The sequence below is a fragment of the uncultured Kiloniella sp. genome (assembly GCF_937128705.1).
Lineage (GTDB): Bacteria > Pseudomonadota > Alphaproteobacteria > Kiloniellales > Kiloniellaceae > Kiloniella.
Genome location: NZ_CAKZMP010000419.1, coordinates 1 through 20412, shown reverse-complemented (window position 1 = coordinate 20412; position 20412 = coordinate 1). Strand labels below are relative to the sequence as shown.

Genomic DNA, 20412 nt, shown 5'->3' with positions numbered 1-20412 from the left:
CGACGAAATATTTTTCCGGATCTGACTGATCCACTAAAACAGTGACTGTATCCCGTTGTATATGATCGGTGGGGTTAAACCAGATATTATCACTTTTGAAGAGATGCAATGTGTTACTTACGGGGTCTCGCCATTGCGCGGTAATTTGGAACGGGGATCTGCCATTAACTTTTATACGCGTGTTTTCCTTTATAGAATTTATTTTGGCGGTAACGGAGGATCCGTGGCGTAATAGATAATTTTTCAATTTTTCTTTTTTGTATAAATAGATGGATATGCCAATTCCAAAGGCCGCGAAAATAAGGCCCACGATGCTCAAAATGGCGGGGCCGAACCAGAGTGAAAAGGTGTCATTAATCTTTGCATTTTGAGGGCGTTCTGATTCGTAGAGAACGTTAACGCTTTCTCCTTTGCTATAAGCTGGTGAGTTCGATCCGGAACTTGATTGGAACGTTATTTCTTCGCCTGTCGCAGTCTGGAAGATAACTTCTGGACGATATACATAAGAGCTGCTTGTTGATGAGCTAGAAGGCCGTGACTGAACCAGATCAATTACTATGCCCTGTGCAGAATGGGCGGTATCTATAAAACGAAGAGTCGTATAGGACCAGATGCCCATAAAAAAGGGTGATCAGACCAATGCCTATAAAAATGTATTTGAGTATTCGGATTGTTTTCATTTGCAATTCTTCTTTATGTGCGCGCCGGCAACGCTGTTGGAATTGATAAATTATAAAAGATTGGTTTTTTTACAAAAGGTCATCTTCTGAACTGATGACTAAATCCTGACACGTGATATGATCTTTCCATCAGATTTTTGGATTCTTCCATCCTAGCCTTAGCCACCTTAACTTTTGCCATTTTAACTTTTGAAGGAAAATTAATGCGTCAGTATCTCGATCTCATGAAAGATGTCCTAGAGAACGGAACGGATAAAGGAGATCGGACAGGTACAGGAACAAGGAGCGTTTTTGGACGTCAGATCCGGTTTGATCTTTCTCAGGGATTCCCCTTGATGACGACAAAGAAACTTCACCTTAAATCTGTCGTTCACGAACTGCTTTGGTTCTTATCCGGGGATACGAATATTAAATACCTTAAGGAAAATGGGGTTCGGATCTGGGATGAATGGGCTGATGAAAATGGTGATTTAGGCCCTGTTTATGGACATCAGTGGCGTTCATGGCCCACACCTGATGGCACAACAGTAGATCAGATCACGGGCCTGATGGCGCAAATCAAGAATAATCCTGATTCCCGGCGGCATATTGTTTCTGCCTGGAATGTGGCGGAAGTGGATAATATGGCCTTGCCGCCGTGCCATAGTCTGTTTCAATTTTATGTTGCCGACGGTCGTCTTTCTTGTCAGCTTTATCAACGATCCGCAGATATCTTCCTTGGTGTTCCCTTTAATATCGCGTCCTATGCGCTTCTGACTTATATGATCGCGCAGCAAGCAGATTTAGAGCCGGGTGACTTTGTCCATACCTTTGGTGATGCCCATATCTATTCCAATCACTTTGAGCAGGTGAAAACCCAATTACAACGTGAACCACTCAAATTACCAAGCCTGCGGATTAACAAAAAGCCCGACAGTATCTTTGATTATACGTTTGATGACTTTGATATCTTGGACTACGAAGCGCACCCGCATATCGCTGGTAAAGTATCTGTTTGATTCTAAAACAGCGTTCTAATCGGTTCGAGTATATTTCAACAATAATATCGGTTGCGAGAAACTATAATGCCTTTCGATACCCTGACAACGCCGGCGCTTTTACTTGATAAAGATGTATTTGAAGAAAACTGCCGCGTGATGCAAGAACGCGCCCAAGAGGCTGGGGTCAAGCTACGCCCACATATGAAAACGGCGAAAGCTTTAGAGGCTTATCACTGTGCAACAAAAGACGGCTTTGCTGGTATTACAGTTTCTACTCTGGCGGAAGCTGACTTCTTTGCTAACGGAGGTGTCACAGATATCCTCTATGCCGTGGGGATTGTTCCATCGAAGTTATCCCAAGCGCAGAGGGTACAGGATAAAGGTGTTAAATTGACTTTGATCACTGATAATCCCGATGCCATTTCCTTGTTGGGTCATGAAGCGAAAAGACTTGGGACAACCTTTCCTGTGTTGATTGAGGTCGATAGTGGCGGGCGACGCGGCGGGGTTCTTGCTGGTTCTCAGGAGCTTTTGAGTTTGGCCGAGGCTATTACGCGATCACAGTGCCTGAGTTTGGAAGGGGTTATGACCCATGCTGGCCATTCCTACCACGTCTCTACACCAGAAGAGATCGCCGAGATAGCAGAACAGGAGCGGGAGGCCGTTGTTAGTGCTTCTGCGCGACTTTTGAAGGCAGGTTTTTCCTGTTCTGTCGTCAGTGCTGGTTCAACGCCGACAGCCGTTTTTGCAAAAAGCTACGAAGGTCTTACAGAAATCAGGCCGGGCGTTTATATGTTTGGTGATGTTGATCAGATGTTTATCGGGGCCTGTAAACAAAACGAGATCGCGGCAACGGTTCTTGCCTCAGTAATCGGACACAATAAAACAGCAAAACGTCTTCTTATAGACGCTGGTGGCTTGGCTTTGTCGAAAGATGTAAGTGCCAGCGAATTCTCTTCACATACAGGCTATGGCCTCGTCTGTGGGGTGGATGGCGAAGTAATCGAAGAGTTATATGTAGAATCTGTCCATCAGGAACACGGCCTTATTGCATCAATTTCCGGTGACCTTCCCTATGAGAAATTCCCGGTTGGGAGCCGTCTTCGGATCTTGCCAATCCACACCTGTATGACCTGTGCGGGGTTTTCTCATTATGAAGTGCATAACGCGGAAGGGGAGCTTTTGGGGAAATGGGAGCGGGTTAATCGTTGGTAACAGCATAAAAGTTTTATGAGGCCGACATGAGTTTTCTGAATCGTTTCCGAGATGTCTTTGTTTTTGTTGGCAGTCTTTGGGCTGTTTTTGCCTTGAACTGGATGCTGTCCGGCGCCCTTTATCAATATGGTCTTGTGCCAAGGAATATAGGGGCACTTCCGGGTATTCTCGTTTCGCCCTTTCTGCATGCGGGTTATGTTCATCTGATATCAAATTCAGTCCCTCTTTTGATTTTAGGCTGTTTGGTGTCACTTGAAACCCGGGGTGGACGGCGAGGGCAGTTTCGTTCAATTTGTCTGGCCCTTATTCTCTTTTCCGGTGGTTTGGTGTGGTGCTTTGGCCGAGAAGCGCTTCATATCGGGTCTAGCGGTATTGTCTATGGATTGCTTGGGTATCTATTGGGATCTGCCTGGTGGCGTCGCGATTTTCGATCAATCATCATCGCGGTATTTGTTCTTGCGCTATACAGTGGATTGATCTCTGGACTTTTTATCCCAATGAGGGGCGTCTCATTTGAAGCACATCTGTTTGGCTTTCTGTCAGGCGGATTGATTGCCTACATTGTTTATTCGTCAAAAAGAAATAAATAGAAGTGTAGCTTGAGTAGGCAATTTTCGCCTATTTTTTTTACATCATCCTTTGATTGTTTAATCAAATATCATCTTTAGGTTAGGGCGTTATTTGGGGGGTAAGGTATTTGTTGTTTATGTGTTATTGGGTTTTTAAAAGTAAATATTTTTCTTTTTTAACAATTTAAGGTTGTTTTTTTGTGTTGATTATTTTTCATTGTAATTAAATCTTTAATTTTATTTGAATGTGATGGTGTTTTTGAAATTAAGGAAAAATAAATACTATATGTCTAATCGTGATTGCTCGAGAGTTTATTGTGGTTAGGGGTAAAAATGTTGAAGTCCTTGAAGATTAGTACCAAAATTGTCTTTTTGTTTGTGTTTATTATTGCGATAACGGCTTCTATTGTAGGTGGCTGGGCTGCATGGACTTTTAAAGCAGATTTAACTCAAACCGTCATTGAGCAACAAAATTCTAGCTTGCGAACCGCTGCCGTTCTTCTGAAGAAGAAATACCCCGAAACAACTTTCTCTGTTGATGCTACAGGTAAAGTGCATGATTTGGTTATGAACGGTATTAGTGATTTTGACGATCATAGTATGATTGACGAAATTGGGACAACAACTGGTGAAACGGTTACGGTCTTTCGGTGGGAAGATGAGAGTAAAGATTTCTGGCGCGTGACGACAAACATTATAAAGGGTGATGGAAAAAGAGCCGTTGGAACACCTTTGGGACAAAAGGGAAAAGTTTATCCCGTTATTTTATCCGGAAAAACTTTTAATGGAGAAGCTAATATTCTTGGGAAAGATTATTACACGATATACGAACCAATTCTTTCTCCTGAAGGGCAAGAAATAGGAATCCTCTATGCTGGTGTTCTTAAAGAAAAAATAAATCTCGGTTTAAATAATATTATTAACGCACTCATAGTTGCTTCATTAATTGCTACTCTTATTGGCGCAGTTATCACGATTTTTGTTCTTCGTGGCTTGATGCGCCCAATTCCGATACTCGCGACCATGATGGAAAAGGTTGCGGGCGGAGATCTTGGTATTGAAAATACTTACGTTGATCGAGGTGATGAAGTTGGCGAAATGGCCCAAGCATTAGAAGTTTTCCGCACGAATGCTGAAGAGAAAGAACGATTAGAAAAAGAGCGTATTGAAGCTGAAAAGCAATATGAAGTTTCTGCAACACAAGAAAGAAAAGCTCTCTCAGAAGAGTTTAAGGCTTCTGTAGAGACAATTGTAAAGCAAGTATCATCTTCTGTGCAAAACCTTGCCGAGATTGCTCAAAATATGTCTTCGGATTCAGAACGGGCTCTATCTGGTACCAATCAAGCGTCTGGTTCTACGCGGCATGCGACTGAAAGCGTAAATGCAGTGGCTGCTGCATCGGAAGAACTGGCAGCTTCAATTAATGAAATCATGCAACAGGTACAAAGATCAGGGAAGGTTGCGACAAGTGCGACAGACGAAGCTGTCGGAGCAAATAGTAAAATGGAGCAACTGACGACAGCGGCGCAAAAAATTGGTGAAGTTGTTAGCTTAATTGCCGAGATTGCCGAGCAAACAAACTTATTGGCTCTTAATGCTACGATCGAAGCTGCAAGAGCAGGTGAAGCAGGTAAAGGATTTGCTGTTGTTGCATCTGAAGTTAAAAGCCTTGCATCTCAAACAGCTAAAGCTACAGAAGAAATAGAACAACAGGTAAATGATATTCAATCTGCAACTGGTTCTGTTGGCGGGGCGATCAAGGGAATTCAAACGATCATTGAGGAAATCAATGAGATCTCTACAGTGATTTCGTCTTCTATAGAAGAACAGAGCAGCGCGACGGCTGAGATTGCGAGTAGTATTTCAGTTGCGTCTCAAAATACCTCTACGGCATCGGAGCAGATAGTTTTAGTGGAAAACTCTGTAAACCAAACAAATAGCGCTTCTCAGAATGTGCTTACTGCTTCGACTGAACTTCAAGGATTTAGTCGGGATCTTTCAAAACAAGTTGATGGTTTTATTAGTAAAATTGGTTAGTAATAGTTTAGTAGAACTAACTTCCTTCATACATGAACGCACTAATATTGATTATATGGACAGTGCGTTCATGTATAGCAAAGGGCTTTACGTCAGTAGAAAGCCTTTTGCATAGGGATCGCGATCATCAATGAAGATGTTGTTTAGGCCGTGGATGCGTGCCCAGCCCTCTATGGATGGAATAATGGCATCGTAGTCACCCACTTTTGTTCTATCTTCAACGCGGCCTTTGAACAGGCTACCGATGATACTCTCGTGCACAAAATCATCCCCGATGTCGAGTTTTCCGCGGGCTGCTAACTGTGCCATACGGGCAGAGGTTCCCGTACCACAGGGGGAACGATCAATGCCTTTGTCACCATAAAATACGGCATTTCGGGCGTTGGCGTCCGGATGTACTGGTGTACCTGTCCACTGTAAATGCGAACAGCCGCGAATTCGATCATCTTCCGGGTGAACAAAGTCGTACTTTTCATTGATCAGGTTACGGATCATGGGGCTTAAACGCTGGATATCCCCCGGCGTGATATCGCTCAGATCCTGGTAGTTTTCTTGTTCCTCAATGATAGCGTAGAAATTACCGCCGTAGGCGACATCAAATTTCAGATTACCAAAGTTTGGCACATCAACATTGAGGTTGGTTGAGTGGAGGAAAGAAGCAACATTGCGAATACGCACAGAATCAACGTAGTCACCGTTCTTTTTATACTCAGCGATTACCAAGCCAGCTGGTGTATCCAGACGCAAAACGCCTTCTTCTTTTGGCGTGACCAGGCCACGTTCAATCATGATGGTAACAGTGCCAATAGTACCATGGCCGCACATGGGCAAGCAGCCACTGGTTTCAATGAACAGGATACCGATATCACAATCTTCACGGGTTGGCGGGTAGAGAATGCTGCCGGACATGATGTCGTGTCCGCGGGGCTCAAACATTAATCCTGTTCTGATCCAGTCGTATTCAGCAAGGAAATGTGCACGCCGTTCCAGCATGGAATTTCCTTGAAGAAGAGGGCTGCCGCCTGCAACAACCCGGACCGGGTTTCCGCAAGTATGTGCATCAACACAGAAAAAAGTATGGTTTGCCACGTGTGTCTATCCTTATGAAGGCTTTCTGCCTAACTGGGGCTTTGTTATTATGTATAAAGTTGAGATGAATTAGTTGAAGCGGTCAATTCTAAATGGCTTAAGGTCAAAATCAGTTGGCCGACCGGAAACCATATCAGCAATTGTTCGCCCCGTTACCGCGCCACCAGTGATTCCCAAATGACCATGACCAAAGGCATAGTGGACATTTGAATGCTGGCTTGACTGGCTAATGACGGGAACGCTGTCAGGTGTTGACGGGCGGCGACCCATCCATTTTGTGCCTCCAGCCCCATTCAGGTTTGGCATGTAGTTTTTTGCGAGGGTTAGGAGTGTGTCACACCGTTTGTAATTGGGAACGGCATCTATTCCCGCAAATTCAACGGCCCCACCGATACGCAGGCCGACGCTCATAGGCGTGGCGACAAATTTATCCTCTGCAAAAAGGACCATGTTGTTAAGATCAACACCGGGTGTTGGCAGTGTTGTATTGTATCCACGTTCGGTATCCAGCGGAAAGTGATCGCCAAGTTTTTTTGCCAGACGTGCTGACCAGGCACCAGCACAGATAACCAACTGATCAAACGCAATATTTTGTCCGCCTTTGGTTATCGCAGACGAGGGTTGATTATCCTGATGCTCAATCTGTTCAACTTCATCTGTGATGTAGGTACCGCCATTACGGGTAAACTGTTCTGCGAGGCCTTTGACTAAATCAGCGGGATTGGCAAAGTGTCCCCATCTTGGTGTGTAAACACCGCATTTTGCTAACTCACCTAATTGAGGCTCGTGTTCCAGGATTTCCGATCGTGAAACATGATGCGCCTCAATATCGTTTCGGCGGATCAAATCCCAGTAATAAGCATCTTTTTCTCTGCCCTTTTCGCTTTTATAAACGGTCAATGACCCTTCTGTTTTCAAAAGCGATTGCAAACCCGCTTCACCAAGAAGGGGGGCGTAGTCATCAAAAGCTGTCTTCAGATAGGCACTCATCGCAGAAGTAGTTTTTTCTACCTGTTGATGGCTACTGGATTTGAGGAACAGATACAGCCAAGGGAGGAACTTTGGTAGATATGTCAGGCGAAGGGATAAAGGCCCCAAGGGGTCCAGTAACCAGCCGGGCACATCTTTCCAAAGTCCGGGAAGAGCAAAGGGAACAATTTCCGTCGCAGCAATCGCACCAGCATTACCACACGATGCGCTATCGCCAAGTGGATCACGTTCTACAAGGGTGACAGCGTGGCCATCTTTTAAAAGATAGCTCGCACTGCAAAGACCAATGATGCCTGATCCAACAACGAGTATATTTTTTTCGTTCCTGCGCTCATCCATAATCTCCAAAGGCTGAGTCGTGTTGCGTTGCCTTATGGCAGCGTATAGGCAGTTTTTACTGTTGTGAAGAATTCAGCAGCATAACTGCCCTGTTCTCTGCTGCCATAGCTTGATCCTTTGGTGCCGCCAAATGGGACATGGTAATCAACGCCTGCTGTTGGCAAGTTCACCATTGCCATACCTGCCTTGGCATTGCGTTTGAAATCGGATGCGTATTTCAAGGACGTAGTGCAGATACCGGATGACAAGCCGAACTCGGTGTCATTGGCAACGGCGAGGGCCTGATCATAGTCGGCAACACGGATGACAGAAGCAACTGGCCCGAAGACTTCTTCACGATTGATGCGCATTGAATTAGCTGTCTCGGTAAAGAGCGCCGGAGACAGGTAGAAGCCTTTGGTCGCACGTTCCAGAAGTTCGCCACCATAAGCAAGCTTTGCGCCTTCGTCCTGGCCGATACGGATGTAGTCCAGATCCTGTTTCAGCTGGCTTTCATCAACTACAGGGCCGATGTGCACACCATCAGACAACGCATTGTCGATTTTGAGTTGTTCAAGCCGAGTGATCACTTTTGCGACGAATTCATCGTGAACACCTTCTGTTACGATTAGGCGTGAAGATGCTGTGCAACGCTGACCTGTTGAGAAGTATGCCCCCTGAACAGCAGTCTCGACCGCTATATCAAGATCGGCGTCATCAAGAACTACGAGCGGGTTCTTACCGCCCATTTCAAGCTGAAATTTAGCCATGCGCCCAGCACAGGTGGCGGCAACATGACGACCAGTTGCGACTGATCCGGTGAAGCTGACGCCATTTACTTTAGGGTTGGTTAGTATTTCTTCGCCAACAACGGAACCGCGTCCCATGACGAGGTTAAAGACACCCTCGGGCAGGCCAGAGCGTGAGATAATATCAGCCAATGCCCAGCCGCAACCGGGAACAAGATCGGCAGGTTTGAAGACGACGGCGTTACCATAACAAATTGCAGGCGCAATTTTCCATGCCGGTATGGCAATTGGGAAGTTCCAAGGGGTAATAATACCAACAACGCCCAAGGCTTCCCTGACAACTTCTACTTCGACACCGGGACGGACAGAGGCAAGTTTGTCGCCTTTTAGACGAAGTGCTTCGCCCGCAAAGAATTTGAAAATTTGCCCTGCACGTGCGGTCTCTCCGATGCCTTCGACAAGGGTTTTGCCTTCTTCGCGCGCAAGAAGTTCACCTAGCTCTGCTTTCCTCGCAAGGAGTTCTGTGCCGATTGCATCCAGCACATCAAAGCGCTGTTGTGGTGTCGACTGTGACCAGCTTTTTGCCGCAACATCGGCAACATCAATTGCGTCGCGGGTTTGTGCCGCATCGGCTTGGGTGTAAACACCAACGATTTCCGATGTGTTTGATGGGTTGATGTTATCACGGGCTGTCGAGCCATCGACATATTGACCGTTAATGTAATTCTGTTTCAAAACTTCTACTCCCTTGGGTTGGGCAGGGCCATCATCTATTCGTTTGATCCTTTGTATTGGATCTCGATGACTGGCGATCATTTTTAATCATTAACCCGATGTTTTCGGGTTCTGGCTGACTGTTTTGAAATCTTAGTAATCGCCTTTTCTTTGTTCCGTCGTTTTGAAGGAAAAAGACGATAGACTTCTGAGTTTTTTGTCAAATCTGGTTAATCATTTCGGATATTATATGTATTCATTGGATATTGTATACAATATTTTTATGTAAGTTGAGAGTTTAATGGGTGAAACTGTATATCTCGTTGAATTTAAACTACTTTAAGAGAAACCCTTTACCGATCACATCATCGTCTTCCATGGTGAAAATGGATTCACCAGTGTAATTTGCTTTACCTTTGACGCGAACCCGAACTGCTTGATGAGGGCCGTAGTTAAAGATGTCTTCTGTTGTTGCGTTGAATATACTCTTGGTGATGCTTTCAAATTGACGTGTTTGACCCGAGTTGATCTGTCCTTTGGCAACTTGAACAGCTATACGGGCGGTAACACCAGAACCGGTTGGACTGCGATCTACTTGTTTATCGGCGAAGACACAGATGTTTGCTGTTGGTTTTGATGAAAAGACTTCTTCGCCATCTGTTAAAATTATTCCGTAAAGAAACGCAAGATCTTCAGATTCCGGGTGAGAAAAGGTCACTGATGCCTTTACTGCGGTACTAATGGCGTCTGCGGCTTGAACTAGATCACGTGTTGATGATTTATGCACATCTAGGCCCAATTGTTTAGCAGAAGCCAAGGCGTAAAAGGCACCACCATATCCAATGTCATAGTTAACAGTGCCGTAGTCAGGAATGTTAATACTCAGGTTTGTCTGGAAGGCAAATGCAGGAACAGACAGAAAGGAAACAGCGCCACTTTTTCCATCCTTTACATCGACATCGGCAACAACCAGACCACAGGGGCATTCAATTTTAACTGTTGTTGTCGGCTCTACGGCTTTGACGATGCCCTGATCAACTGCATACCGTCCAAGCGCAATGACCGCATGCCCACACATTGTGCTGTAACCTTCGTTGTGCAGAAAAAGAACGCCAAGATCAGCCTCGGGATGTGATGGCTCAACAAGAAGAGCGCCATACATGTCATAATGGCCGCGTGGCTCAAACATAAGGAGATGCCTCAGATGATCGAGGTTTTCTCGGACATAACGACGTTTTTCGAGAATGCTGGCCCCTTTGATCGTTGGGTATCCATCGGTGATAATACGAAGTGGTTCCCCGCCAGTATGCATTTCTACTGTTTTAATTTTGATGCCTGTCATAGTTTTCTCGAATTAATAGTTTTGAATATTTTATACAATAGTATAGGGCCAAGAAAAAAGCAGCAAATAATAAAGCTGCTTTTTTCTGTTAACCTAATGTTTGATTATGGCCTTACTCGTTCGGTAAGAGAAGGCTTAACCAACTGATTGTTCATCCAAAAATTCGATCAGATTCTCACAACCTGCTTCTATATGACGATCAAGTAGGTCTGTTGCAGATGCTACGTCACCTGCTTTACAGAATTTGAGTAAATCCCAGTGATCATCTCGTGCTTTTGCGCGTGCACCAGCACTGTGGAGCTGAATCCGCAAGTAGCGATCAATATTATTGTGCAAATTTTGAACAATTGCCAAAGTTTTGGGGCGTTCTGCTGCGATGTAGAGAATGTGGTGGAATTCTGCGTTTAGCTCTCCCCAGAGAGATATTTCACCATTTTCAAGGGCGACATCATACCGGTTGAGGATGTTTTCTGCGTCCTGAATAAGTTCTGGTGGCATTCTGGGGATTGCACGAGAGATCAAGTCGCCTTCAAGTAAGCGTCGGACATCAAAAAGTTCGCGGATTTCGTCACGGGATAGAGCCGAGACAACGGCACCTTTGTGGGCGTAAAAGGTAACGAGACCTTCTGCCTCCAGCTGTCTCAAGGCTTCACGAACAGGAATTCGACTAACGTTAAAGCGTGAAGCAATGGCGTCCTGTCTTAATTGGGCACCTTCTTTTTGCTGTCCGGAAAGTATTTCTTCTCTAAGAGCTTCGGCCACCGCTTCGGTGATTGTTTGGCGTTTAAAGCCGCCAGATTTATTATTGGTATCGGGCATTCGGTTTTGGGCTTCCGTTTTTATATTTGCTTAATTATGATGCCTTCATTGCCAATGATGGCTGGGCGGCATAATAGGATATTTTATCCTCCTTTGACCAGCAGCTTTCATAGATAAATCTGAAATCCAGCTTGAAAGACATGATCGCCTTATCATGATTTTGGGTATCTTGTAGTTATGCGTGATGGAAAAGAGTAAATTAATGACGACTATTTCCTTGATTGTGGCCCATGGGAAAAACCGAGCAATCGGGAAAGATAACGTTATGCCTTGGCACATCCCGGGTGATTTGAAATTTTTCAAAGCGCAGACGCTGGGCAAGCCTGTTGTTATGGGGCGTAAAACATTCCAATCCATCGGTCGTCCCCTGCCTGGGCGTCTTAATATTGTGATCACTCGTGACGGGAACTTTGCTGCGGAAGGTGTTTGTCTAAGCAAAAGTCTGGAAGAAGCGCTGGATTTGGCGCGCGAAGAAGTTAAACGTCAGGGAGGAGACGAGCTTATGGTTATTGGTGGAGCGCAAATCTATAGCCAAGCCATAGATTTAGCGGATCGACTTTACATTACCGAGGTTGATCTTGAACCCGAAGCCGATGCTTTCTTTCCTGAAACCAAAGCTCAGGAATGGTCCGAGAGTTCGCGTGAAATACATGGGCCTGATGGAAGTACACCGGGATATGCTTTTGTCATTTCAAATAGAATTGCATCGTGACGTTAATAGGCTCGGTTTTGTTGCGTGTTTGGGACGGTCAAAGCAATTTCTGATGTTCCCCTAATTTCACGTTTGAGTTTTTCTTTTAGTATGTCACTGAAAGCTTCAAAGCCCAGAACTTCAATCAGGAATGCGTTTTCGCCGCCAATAACATTTTTTAGATAATAGTCGCCGAGCCATGCAGAGGGGGCGCCGAAGCCGTTCGGGTTAGGGCGAAAGGACAAGACGGGCAATCCATTAATGGTTATACCCCGTTTAATGGCATCGTTTCTGGCCAGCTGAACATGTCGCCCATCACTATTTGGTCCATCCCCGGAAATATCAATGACCAATCTGGGGGCTATGAAGTTATTGTTCTCAATTTCATAGCTGGCAACATCAATCATTCTGCTAATGGATGTTGAGGGGGCTGAGCTGATCGGGCTATGAGTGAGTTTATCCGAAAAGTTATTTGCGCTTTCTAGGCCATCAAGAATGGTCCACTCAACGACTTTGATTTGATGTTGTTCGCCTGCCCATTCAATATAGGTCACGGCAATACGACCCAAAGGGCCAGATCGAATGCTATCAATAACTTCGGGATCTTTTAAGGCTTCTATATAACCTCTGCGTTGAAGGTTAGCTTCGTACTCATCAACACTAGAAGAAACATCTACCGCCAAGACGAGTTCCAAGTCGACAGGTTCTTGCCCGGTCCCGTAGTCAGCTCCATCGGTGGTCGTAATGCAAAAGTAGCTTCCCAAAAGCAATCCCTGTATCAATCGGGAAATGATGCCGCGAAGGCTTTTGAAATTTTTTATTATGACCCTCGGTATAACCCACAGCATGGAATGCACCACAGACAGTCTTACCAGATATGAATCCTCTCATAAAAAATCAAATTCTCATAACGGTATGAAAAAAAGCCCCGTGAAAAATCCACGAGGCTTTTTGCTGGAATAAATATTTTTGTTGAGAGAAGCGAGATTATTCCATCGAGATCGAAGGTGCTTTACGTTCTGACCCGGCTAGGCTAGACCAGACTTTGTCAGCGATAGAGGCATAACGTTTGGCATGTTCACCATCTGGCGAAGAAATCACGATGGGTTCGCCTTCGTCGGATGTCATTCTGATATCGATATGCAATGGCATTTCACCAAGGAAAGGTGTTTCCATTTTTTCAGCTTCGGCACGGGCACCGTGTTCTCCAAAGATGTGGGCTTCATGACCACACTCTGGGCAGATGTATACGCTCATATTTTCAATGATACCAAGAACAGGTACATCGACTTTGCGGAACATGTTCAGGCCCTTACGTGCGTCGAGCAGGGCGATGTCTTGCGGGGTTGAAACAATGACGGCACCGTTGAGTGGGACCTGTTGCGCCATGGTCAATTGTGCATCACCTGTCCCAGGTGGCATGTCGACAATCAGCAGATCCAGCTCTCCCCAAACCACATCGCGTAACATTTGGGTTAAAGCACTTTGAACCATAGGTCCGCGCCAAATCATAGGAGTGTCTTCTGCAACCAGAAAGCCGACCGACATACATTTAATGCCGTGTCTTTCCATTGGTAATAAGGTTTTTCCATCTGGTGACGACGGCTTTCCCGTTATTCCCATCATTCGAGGTTGGGATGGACCGTAGATATCCGCATCCATCAGGCCAATTTTTAACCCTTGTTTTGCAAGTGACAAGGCAAGGTTGATAGCTGTTGTTGATTTTCCAACACCACCTTTTCCGCTGGCAACGGCAATAATATGCTTGATGCCTTTGAGCTCGATCTTATTCCCGGGGCCCGGAGAGGGTGTCGATGAGGCTGTTTTTGGGGGCTGAGAAGATGCTTGGGGCTTGGCTTGGCCAGGGGCATTATCTGCGGTAAGAATCGCGCTAACGGATAAAACGCCATCAAGGGCATGGACTGCTTTTTCTGCGGATTTACGTAGCGTTTCCATTTCTGCAGCCTGTGCAGGATCAACTTCGATGGAAAACCCGACATTGCCTTCTTTTATGATGAGGCCGGAAATCATGCCAAGGCTGACAATATCCTTTTTGCTCTGAGGTTCTACTATTGTTCTCAAAATATCGAGAATTTGTTGCTCTGTAACCATACTCATCCCTGAATTCCCCTTGAATTCTTTGCGCCTTGAACAATATGTGCAGGTACTCTTTGTTGGTCTCTTACACGTTGATTAAAGTGTTATGCCTTGATTATATAGTGGGGTCCACGACAAAGATAAGGGGGAATTGACGCACCCTCTGCGGAAAATATTTAGTTTTCTGTTGCACTGGGCTTGAAAAACAGGTGCATTTAGTGACAGTTTCAAGCAAATTCGTTTGCATTATTAATTAACACAGGGAAAATAGATGCCTTGGGAAAATAAAGGTTCTGGCGGCGGCGGCCCTTGGGGCGGCGGCAATGGCGGCAGCGGTGGTGGTGGAGGACAACGACCACCTGATATCGAAGATATGATTCGCAAGAGTCAGGACCGGGTTAAAGAAATGATCCCAGGTGGTGGTGGATTCAGTGTTAAAGGCTTTGCCTTTATTCTTGGCGTTGTCTTGGTTCTATGGATCGCATCCGGTTTTTATCGTGTACAGCCAAACGAGCAAGGCGTGGTCCTCACTTTTGGTGAATGGACAGCAACAACTGAACCTGGTTTGCATTGGCATTTGCCTTACCCTATTGAGACTGTGATGACGCCAGAGGTCACGACTATTCACCAAATCAGTATTGGGTTTAGTGGTGGTTCGCGACAGGTCAAATCAATAGCTGCAGAAAGCCTGATGCTTACTGGTGATCAGAATATTATTGATGTGAATTTAACCGTTCAGTGGAAAGTTCGTGACGCTGGAGAGTTTCTATTCAACATACGTGATCAGGAAGCTACGGTGAAGATTGCAGCTGAATCGGCTTTACGTGAAATTGTTGGGCGTACTCTTTTTGATCAGGCAGTATCTACAGGACGTGATGAAATTCAGATAAAGGTTTTGTCGCTGCTACAAGAACTGTTGGATCAGTATAAGGCAGGTGTCCTTATCACAGAGGTCCAATTGCAGAATATTCAGCCTCCTCAGGCTGTTATTGATGCATTTGATGACGTACAGCGTTCTTTACAAGATAAAGACCGTGCCCGTAACGAGGCTGAAAAGTACAGAAATGATGCTATTCCTCGTGCAAGGGGGGATGCTCTGAAAGTTGTCCAGGCTGCTGAAGCTTACAAAGAAAGCCTTGAAAACAAAGCGACTGGTGAAGCCGAACGTTTTCTCTCTGTTTATCGTGAGTACAAGCAAAATCCAGAAGTGACGAAGCGTCGTATATACCTGGAAACGATGCAGAAAGTGCTTGGGAAAACAGATAAAGTTATTCTTGGATCTGATCAGGAAGGCGTTGTACCTTACTTGCCGCTTGATCAGCTTCGTAGAAATAGCCAGTGATAAGGGGTAATTACAATGAATAGCAAAATTACTCTTATTGGAGGTATCGTCGTTGCTGTCTTGGCTGTTTTGGCTAGCAGTAGTGTTTATACGATCAATCCTACAGAGCAGGTAATGGTCTTGCAATTTGGGCAGCATAAAAGAACTGTCCAGGATCCTGGGCTTCATTTTAAGCTGCCTTTCCTCGAGGATGTTGTGCGTTATGAAAAACGCGTACTGAATCTTGATCCTCCGGTAAAACGGATGATCCTTTCAGATAAAAAACCGCTTAATGTGGACAGCTTTGCCAGATATCGAATTGCTGACCCTCTTACGTTCTTTAAAACAGTTCGTACTGAAGCCGGTGCACGTGATCGACTTCAAGCTATGGTTATCTCAGAACTTCTAAAAGTAATGGGTACAGTAGATTTGAATGTTGTTCTTTCTGACGATCGCGAAATATTTATGGCTAAAGTCCTTGCTCAGGTTAATGCGCAGGCTAGCCGTTTTGGTATCGATGTTCTCGATATACGTATTCGTCGTGCAGATCTTCCTTCCGAGACGAGTCAGGCTGTGTTTGCTCGTATGAAAACAGAGCGTGAAAGAGAAGCTGCGGAAAACCGTGCGCAAGGCTTTGAACTTGCGGAGAGGATCCGGGCAACTGCTGATCGTGAGGTGACGGTTCTTGCTGCTGAAGCAAACAAAGAATCTGAAATTCTTCGTGGTCAGGGTGATGCCGCTCTTACAAAGATCTTAAATGATGCTTATGGGCAGGACCCGGAGTTCTTCAAGTTCTATCGTTCTATGCAGGCTTATGAAGGGGCGTTGGCCACCAACGGCACCTATATGGTGATTTCACCGGATAGTGATTTCTTTGATTACTTCTCTAGTGTAGATGCACCAGATAAATCAGCCAAATAAGTTGATTTAATACTTATGAAAGCGGCGGTATCTAAAAGATGCCGCCGCTTTTTTGTGATAGATATTCAGATTTTTGATGAATAAATAGTGATGTAAAAATGACTGAATTTTTGACGGCTTTGGCGATGGTTCTTGTTATAGAAGGGATTTTCCTGTCACTTTTCCCTCATCGATTACGGCAACTGCTAGAGCTATTGAACGAAATGTCACCCAGTGCATTGCGTGCTGGTGGGCTTAGCTGTGCGGTCATCGGTGTTTTTCTGATCTGGGTTATCAGATCGGTTTAAGTCAGTGTTTTCTGACATAGAGTACTCATGAGACAATAAAGGACGAAATGTCACGCGTAAGTCACAATTACGCCCATTTCCTCCCCCATCGTCAGAAGCAACATAGCTTGAATCTTCTTGGTTTAAGCATAAGTATTCGTTACTCGCTAAATGCGAAAGAATAGTTGGAGAAATCGTAAATGATAAAAGAAGCGGATCGTACAAGTAACCGCGCTGTGGCGGTGGCGAAGACCGTAACCGCCAATCAAAATTCACAAAGCGGTCAGAATTTACATAGATGGCTTATCGGGGTGACGGTTGCTATTGGTATGCTTGCTATGGCTGCTGCGGCGAAAGCCCGTTCAGCGCCCGATAGCTTTGCCGATTTAGCAGAAGAGTTATTGCCTTCGGTTGTGAATATCATTACGACGCAAACCATTGAGCCAAGTGAGCAGGCCGAGGGTGAACAACAAATTCCTCAGGGTGAAAACTTCGAAGAGTTTTTTCGTGACTTCTTTGAAAGAAGAGGTGGCCGTGGTCCTCAACAACCCCGTCGCGGTGGTGCACAAGGCTCTGGCTTTATTATTGATTCTGAAGGGCTGATCGTAACCAATCATCATGTGATCGATGGGGCAGACGAAGTTGCTGTTCGTTTACAGGACGGAACCGTTCTTGATGCCGAGGTTATTGGTACAGATCAAAAAACTGACCTGGCTTTGTTAAAGGTTGATACAAAAATCAATTTACCGGAAACCAAGTGGGGCGATTCCAATAAATCCCGGATTGGTGATTGGGTTCTAGCTATTGGAAATCCTTTTGGTCTTGGTGGGTCTGTTTCTGCTGGTATCATTTCTGCCCATTCACGCGATATTCGTTCTGGCCCTTATGATAACTTCATTCAGACTGATGCCGCGATCAACCGTGGTAACTCTGGTGGGCCACTCTTTAATATGGATGGCGAAGTTATTGGTGTTAACTCGGCAATCTATTCACCCTCAGGCGGGTCCGTTGGAATTGGTTTTTCTATTCCTTCGGCGATGGCGAAAAACATCATTGAACAGCTTCAATCGCATGGTGAAGTCAGACGTGGTTGGCTTGGGGTACACATTCAGACTGTGACGGAAGAATTGGCAGAAGGATTACGTCTGGATGAAGCCAGTGGAGCGTTGGTCGCGTCTGTTGCCGAGGGTGGCCCGGCTGAGAAAGCTGGTATCAAGCAAGGCGATGTTATTCTCGAATTCAATGGCCGCAAAGTTCCTGAAATGCGCAAGCTGCCGTTAATGGTCGCTGAAACACCAATCGGCCGCGAAGTTGATGTGGTGGTGTGGCGTAAAGGAAAACGTAAAACCGTTCAGGTTGACCTAGGTCAGTTGGATGATGATGTCGTTGCTGCGGCTGCGCCTTCACAGTCAGAGAAAAAAAGTGAGCGTAAAACAAGTAAGGTTGATGACCTTGGTCTCTACCTTGGGAAGCTGGATGACGAAACCAGACAGCGCTTTAAGCTGAACGACAACGTAAATGGTGTCGTGATCACTGATGTGGTTCCCAACAGTAGCGCTGCTGAGAAAAGCTTACGTCCAGGGGATGTTATTGTCGAAGTGGATCAAGAAGAAGTCTCCGATCCGGGACAGGTTGCATCACTTGTTGGTAAAGCCAAAGACGCTGGTTTTAGAGTTGTTACGTTGCTTGTCTTTAAACAGGGTGAATATTCTTGGGTTGCGATCAAACTTGATTCGTAATCAGAGAAATTCTTGTTAATAAAAAGGGCGTCCCTTTATCGGTGACGCCCTTTTTTATTTCAATCAATTGCTGGGAGTAGCCTTTTAAGCGAAGTCTTCTTTGCTATAGCCTTGGTAATAGAGCAACGCGAGATGGTCGGTGTGTTTGACCTGATATTCCGCAGTGTCCTGTACGATAGGCTTTGCGTGATAGCCGACCCCCATACCAACGGCGGACAGCATGGCGAGGTCATTGGCGCCATCACCGACAGCACAAACATCGTTCAGGGTAATTTCCAATTTCTGAATAAGATCTTCGGTTGCTTCCAGTTTGGCTTCTCTTCCCAGAATAGGCTCTGTTACTGTACCGTTCAGTTTACCGTTTTCGATGTTAAGGGTGTTTGCGCGGTCTTCGTTAAACAGGCAAAGATCGCGAATCTGGGCTGTGAAAAAGGTAAAGCCACCAGAAACCAGTGCCGTATAGGCACCATGTTTTCGCATCGTTTTGACCAGTGTATCTGCACCGGGGTTTAATTTCATAAGACTGGAAATTTCTGTGAGTTCGCTCTCGGGAATATCCTTCAGCAGAGCAACTCTTTCTCTGAGAGACTCTTCAAAATTTAACTCTCCGTGCATAGAGCGTTCAGTAATTTTAGCTATCTTGTCGCCGATTCCGTGACGAACGGCCAATTCGTCAATCATTTCTTGGCCAATGATGGTGGATTCCATATCTGCTACGAGTAGCTTCTTGCGTCGGTTAACTGTTTCCTGAATAGCAAAGTCAAAAGAACTTCCGAGCAATTCCTGTGTTATCAGATCCTTGGCTTCTTTGGTTGCGAGGCCAGAGAAGAAGATGTCACATGCTTCTCCGTCAGAGAGCCAGTCCTGTTCTTCCAATGACGCGCCATGTTCTTTGAGGCATGTGGAAATTGACTGAATAGTTGCGTGATCAAGCAGGGAGCTATTCGGACGGGCAACAAGGGTGGCAACAAAACGCATTGGGACGTAACCTCGGGTCTGATTTGTGGGTTTTGATTTGTTTTTGTAGCTCTTCAGATCAGGTTATAGTAGGAACCTGATAGACCTTGTTAAAGCAGAGAAGTCAGACGTGATCAACGATAAGCCTAAAGTAATTGTCATTACGGGACCGACCGCCAGTGGGAAATCAGCTCTTGGTGTAGATGCTGCCCTTGCTCTAGATGGTGAAATTATCAACGCGGACTCTATGCAAATATACAAAGAGCTGGATGTGATCACTGCTCGCCCAGATAAGGCGGCTTTGGAAAAAGCCCCTCACCATTTATATGGCACGATTCCCGGTTCAAGCAGGTGTTCGGTTGAACAGTGGCGAACTCTTGCGATTCAGGAAATTGATAAGGTCCATAAGCGCGGTAAAATGCCTATTCTTGTTGGTGGGACGGGGATGTATATTCGTGCCCTGGAAAAAGGAATCGCAGAGGTTCCTGATATTCCGGATGTTATTCGTGAAAGAGGGCGGACGCGGTTGGCGCAGATCGGGGGCGAAGCTTTTAAAGCAGAACTTGCTCTACTTGACCCTGAAATGGGGGCAAAGCTCAATCCGGGTGATAGCCAAAGATTAGCACGCGCATGGGAAGTCGTTACTCATACAGGGAAATCACTTCTGCATTGGCAGCGGGAAGCAGAAGGCAAAGTGCCGGATTATGATTTTATCCGTTTTGCTTTGGTGCCGCCCCGGGAAGATCTTTACGATAATTGTAATAAACGATTTGAGATCATGTTGGATCAGGGGGGCTTGAAAGAAGTGGAAGGTCTGCTCGCTTTATCTCTTGATTCTTCTTTGCCGATTATGAAGGCTTTGGGTGTGCCGGAACTGGCTGAATATATCCAGGGAAAAACGAGTCTGGAGGACGCAAT

General features: G+C 45.5%; 19 protein-coding genes. 10 read left to right on the top strand and 9 right to left on the bottom strand.

Features of this window, described 5'->3' with window-relative positions:
• On the bottom strand, window positions 1–619 hold a 619-nt coding region (locus Q0241_RS21605; RefSeq protein ID WP_299381214.1), incomplete at its 3' end, for a DUF3592 domain-containing protein.
• Window positions 620–883: 264 nt separating this feature from the next.
• Between Q0241_RS21605 and Q0241_RS21600 the strand changes: the two genes are divergently transcribed.
• From Q0241_RS21600 to Q0241_RS21585, 4 genes are all read left to right on the top strand, one after another.
• Window positions 884–1678 carry a thymidylate synthase gene (locus tag Q0241_RS21600; RefSeq protein WP_299381212.1) on the top strand — a complete coding sequence of 265 codons (795 nt, stop codon included), beginning with the start codon at window positions 884–886 and terminating at the stop codon, window positions 1676–1678.
• Window positions 1679–1744: 66 nt separating this feature from the next.
• Entirely contained in the window at window positions 1745–2875 is a 1131-nt protein-coding gene (locus Q0241_RS21595) for an alanine racemase (protein WP_299381210.1), read from the top strand.
• Between the two features lie 26 nt (window positions 2876–2901).
• Window positions 2902–3465 (top strand): rhomboid family intramembrane serine protease, encoded by a 564-nt coding sequence (locus Q0241_RS21590; protein ID WP_299381207.1) that lies wholly within the window; start codon window positions 2902–2904, stop codon window positions 3463–3465.
• Between the two features lie 312 nt (window positions 3466–3777).
• Window positions 3778–5481: a methyl-accepting chemotaxis protein gene (locus Q0241_RS21585; protein ID WP_299381205.1), complete on the top strand. Its 1704-nt coding sequence runs from the start codon at window positions 3778–3780 to the stop codon at window positions 5479–5481.
• A gap of 87 nt (window positions 5482–5568) precedes the next feature.
• On the opposite strand, the gene Q0241_RS21580 is transcribed toward Q0241_RS21585, so the two are convergent.
• The 5 genes from Q0241_RS21580 to Q0241_RS21560 form a co-directional block, all read right to left on the bottom strand.
• The gene (locus tag Q0241_RS21580; protein WP_299381203.1) at window positions 5569–6570 is read right to left on the bottom strand and encodes a 4-hydroxyproline epimerase; all 1002 of its coding nucleotides are present in this window, start codon (window positions 6568–6570) and stop codon (window positions 5569–5571) included.
• 69 nt (window positions 6571–6639) lie between these two features.
• Window positions 6640–7899, bottom strand: coding sequence for an FAD-binding oxidoreductase (locus Q0241_RS21575; RefSeq protein ID WP_299381202.1), 1260 nt, complete (start codon window positions 7897–7899; stop codon window positions 6640–6642).
• A 32-nt stretch (window positions 7900–7931) separates the two neighbouring features.
• Window positions 7932–9443, bottom strand: coding sequence for an aldehyde dehydrogenase family protein (locus Q0241_RS21570; protein WP_299381200.1), 1512 nt, complete (start codon window positions 9441–9443; stop codon window positions 7932–7934).
• 232 nt (window positions 9444–9675) lie between these two features.
• Entirely contained in the window at window positions 9676–10683 is a 1008-nt protein-coding gene (locus Q0241_RS21565; RefSeq protein WP_299381198.1) for a proline racemase family protein, read from the bottom strand.
• A 135-nt stretch (window positions 10684–10818) separates the two neighbouring features.
• Window positions 10819–11502, bottom strand: a complete 684-nt coding sequence (locus Q0241_RS21560) for a GntR family transcriptional regulator (RefSeq protein ID WP_299381196.1) — start codon at window positions 11500–11502, stop codon at window positions 10819–10821.
• 202 nt (window positions 11503–11704) lie between these two features.
• Between Q0241_RS21560 and Q0241_RS21555 the strand changes: the two genes are divergently transcribed.
• Window positions 11705–12214, top strand: coding sequence for a dihydrofolate reductase (locus Q0241_RS21555; protein ID WP_299381194.1), 510 nt, complete (start codon window positions 11705–11707; stop codon window positions 12212–12214).
• Window positions 12215–12216: 2 nt separating this feature from the next.
• On the opposite strand, the gene Q0241_RS21550 is transcribed toward Q0241_RS21555, so the two are convergent.
• Together Q0241_RS21550 and apbC are read right to left on the bottom strand one after the other, a co-directional pair.
• Window positions 12217–13041, bottom strand: a complete 825-nt coding sequence (locus tag Q0241_RS21550; RefSeq protein ID WP_299381192.1) for a DUF1194 domain-containing protein — start codon at window positions 13039–13041, stop codon at window positions 12217–12219.
• Window positions 13042–13180: 139 nt separating this feature from the next.
• Window positions 13181–14311 carry an iron-sulfur cluster carrier protein ApbC gene (apbC, locus tag Q0241_RS21545; protein WP_299381190.1) on the bottom strand — a complete coding sequence of 377 codons (1131 nt, stop codon included), beginning with the start codon at window positions 14309–14311 and terminating at the stop codon, window positions 13181–13183.
• A gap of 250 nt (window positions 14312–14561) precedes the next feature.
• On the opposite strand from apbC, the gene hflK reads away from it, so the two are divergent.
• The 4 genes from hflK (at window position 14562) to Q0241_RS21525 (ending at window position 18537) form a co-directional block, all read left to right on the top strand.
• Window positions 14562–15632: an FtsH protease activity modulator HflK gene (hflK, locus tag Q0241_RS21540; protein WP_299381189.1), complete on the top strand. Its 1071-nt coding sequence runs from the start codon at window positions 14562–14564 to the stop codon at window positions 15630–15632.
• 15 nt (window positions 15633–15647) lie between these two features.
• The gene (hflC, locus tag Q0241_RS21535) at window positions 15648–16532 is read left to right on the top strand and encodes a protease modulator HflC (protein WP_299381187.1); all 885 of its coding nucleotides are present in this window, start codon (window positions 15648–15650) and stop codon (window positions 16530–16532) included.
• A 98-nt stretch (window positions 16533–16630) separates the two neighbouring features.
• Window positions 16631–16819, top strand: a complete 189-nt coding sequence (locus Q0241_RS21530) for a DUF2065 domain-containing protein (protein ID WP_299381185.1) — start codon at window positions 16631–16633, stop codon at window positions 16817–16819.
• Between the two features lie 179 nt (window positions 16820–16998).
• Entirely contained in the window at window positions 16999–18537 is a 1539-nt protein-coding gene (locus tag Q0241_RS21525; RefSeq protein ID WP_299381184.1) for a DegQ family serine endoprotease, read from the top strand.
• 84 nt (window positions 18538–18621) lie between these two features.
• On the opposite strand, the gene serB is transcribed toward Q0241_RS21525, so the two are convergent.
• Window positions 18622–19515, bottom strand: coding sequence for a phosphoserine phosphatase SerB (gene serB / locus Q0241_RS21520; RefSeq protein WP_299381182.1), 894 nt, complete (start codon window positions 19513–19515; stop codon window positions 18622–18624).
• A gap of 109 nt (window positions 19516–19624) precedes the next feature.
• Here serB and miaA point away from each other — a divergent pair.
• The coding region (miaA, locus tag Q0241_RS21515; protein ID WP_299381180.1) for a tRNA (adenosine(37)-N6)-dimethylallyltransferase MiaA at window positions 19625–20412 on the top strand (788 nt) is incomplete at its 3' end.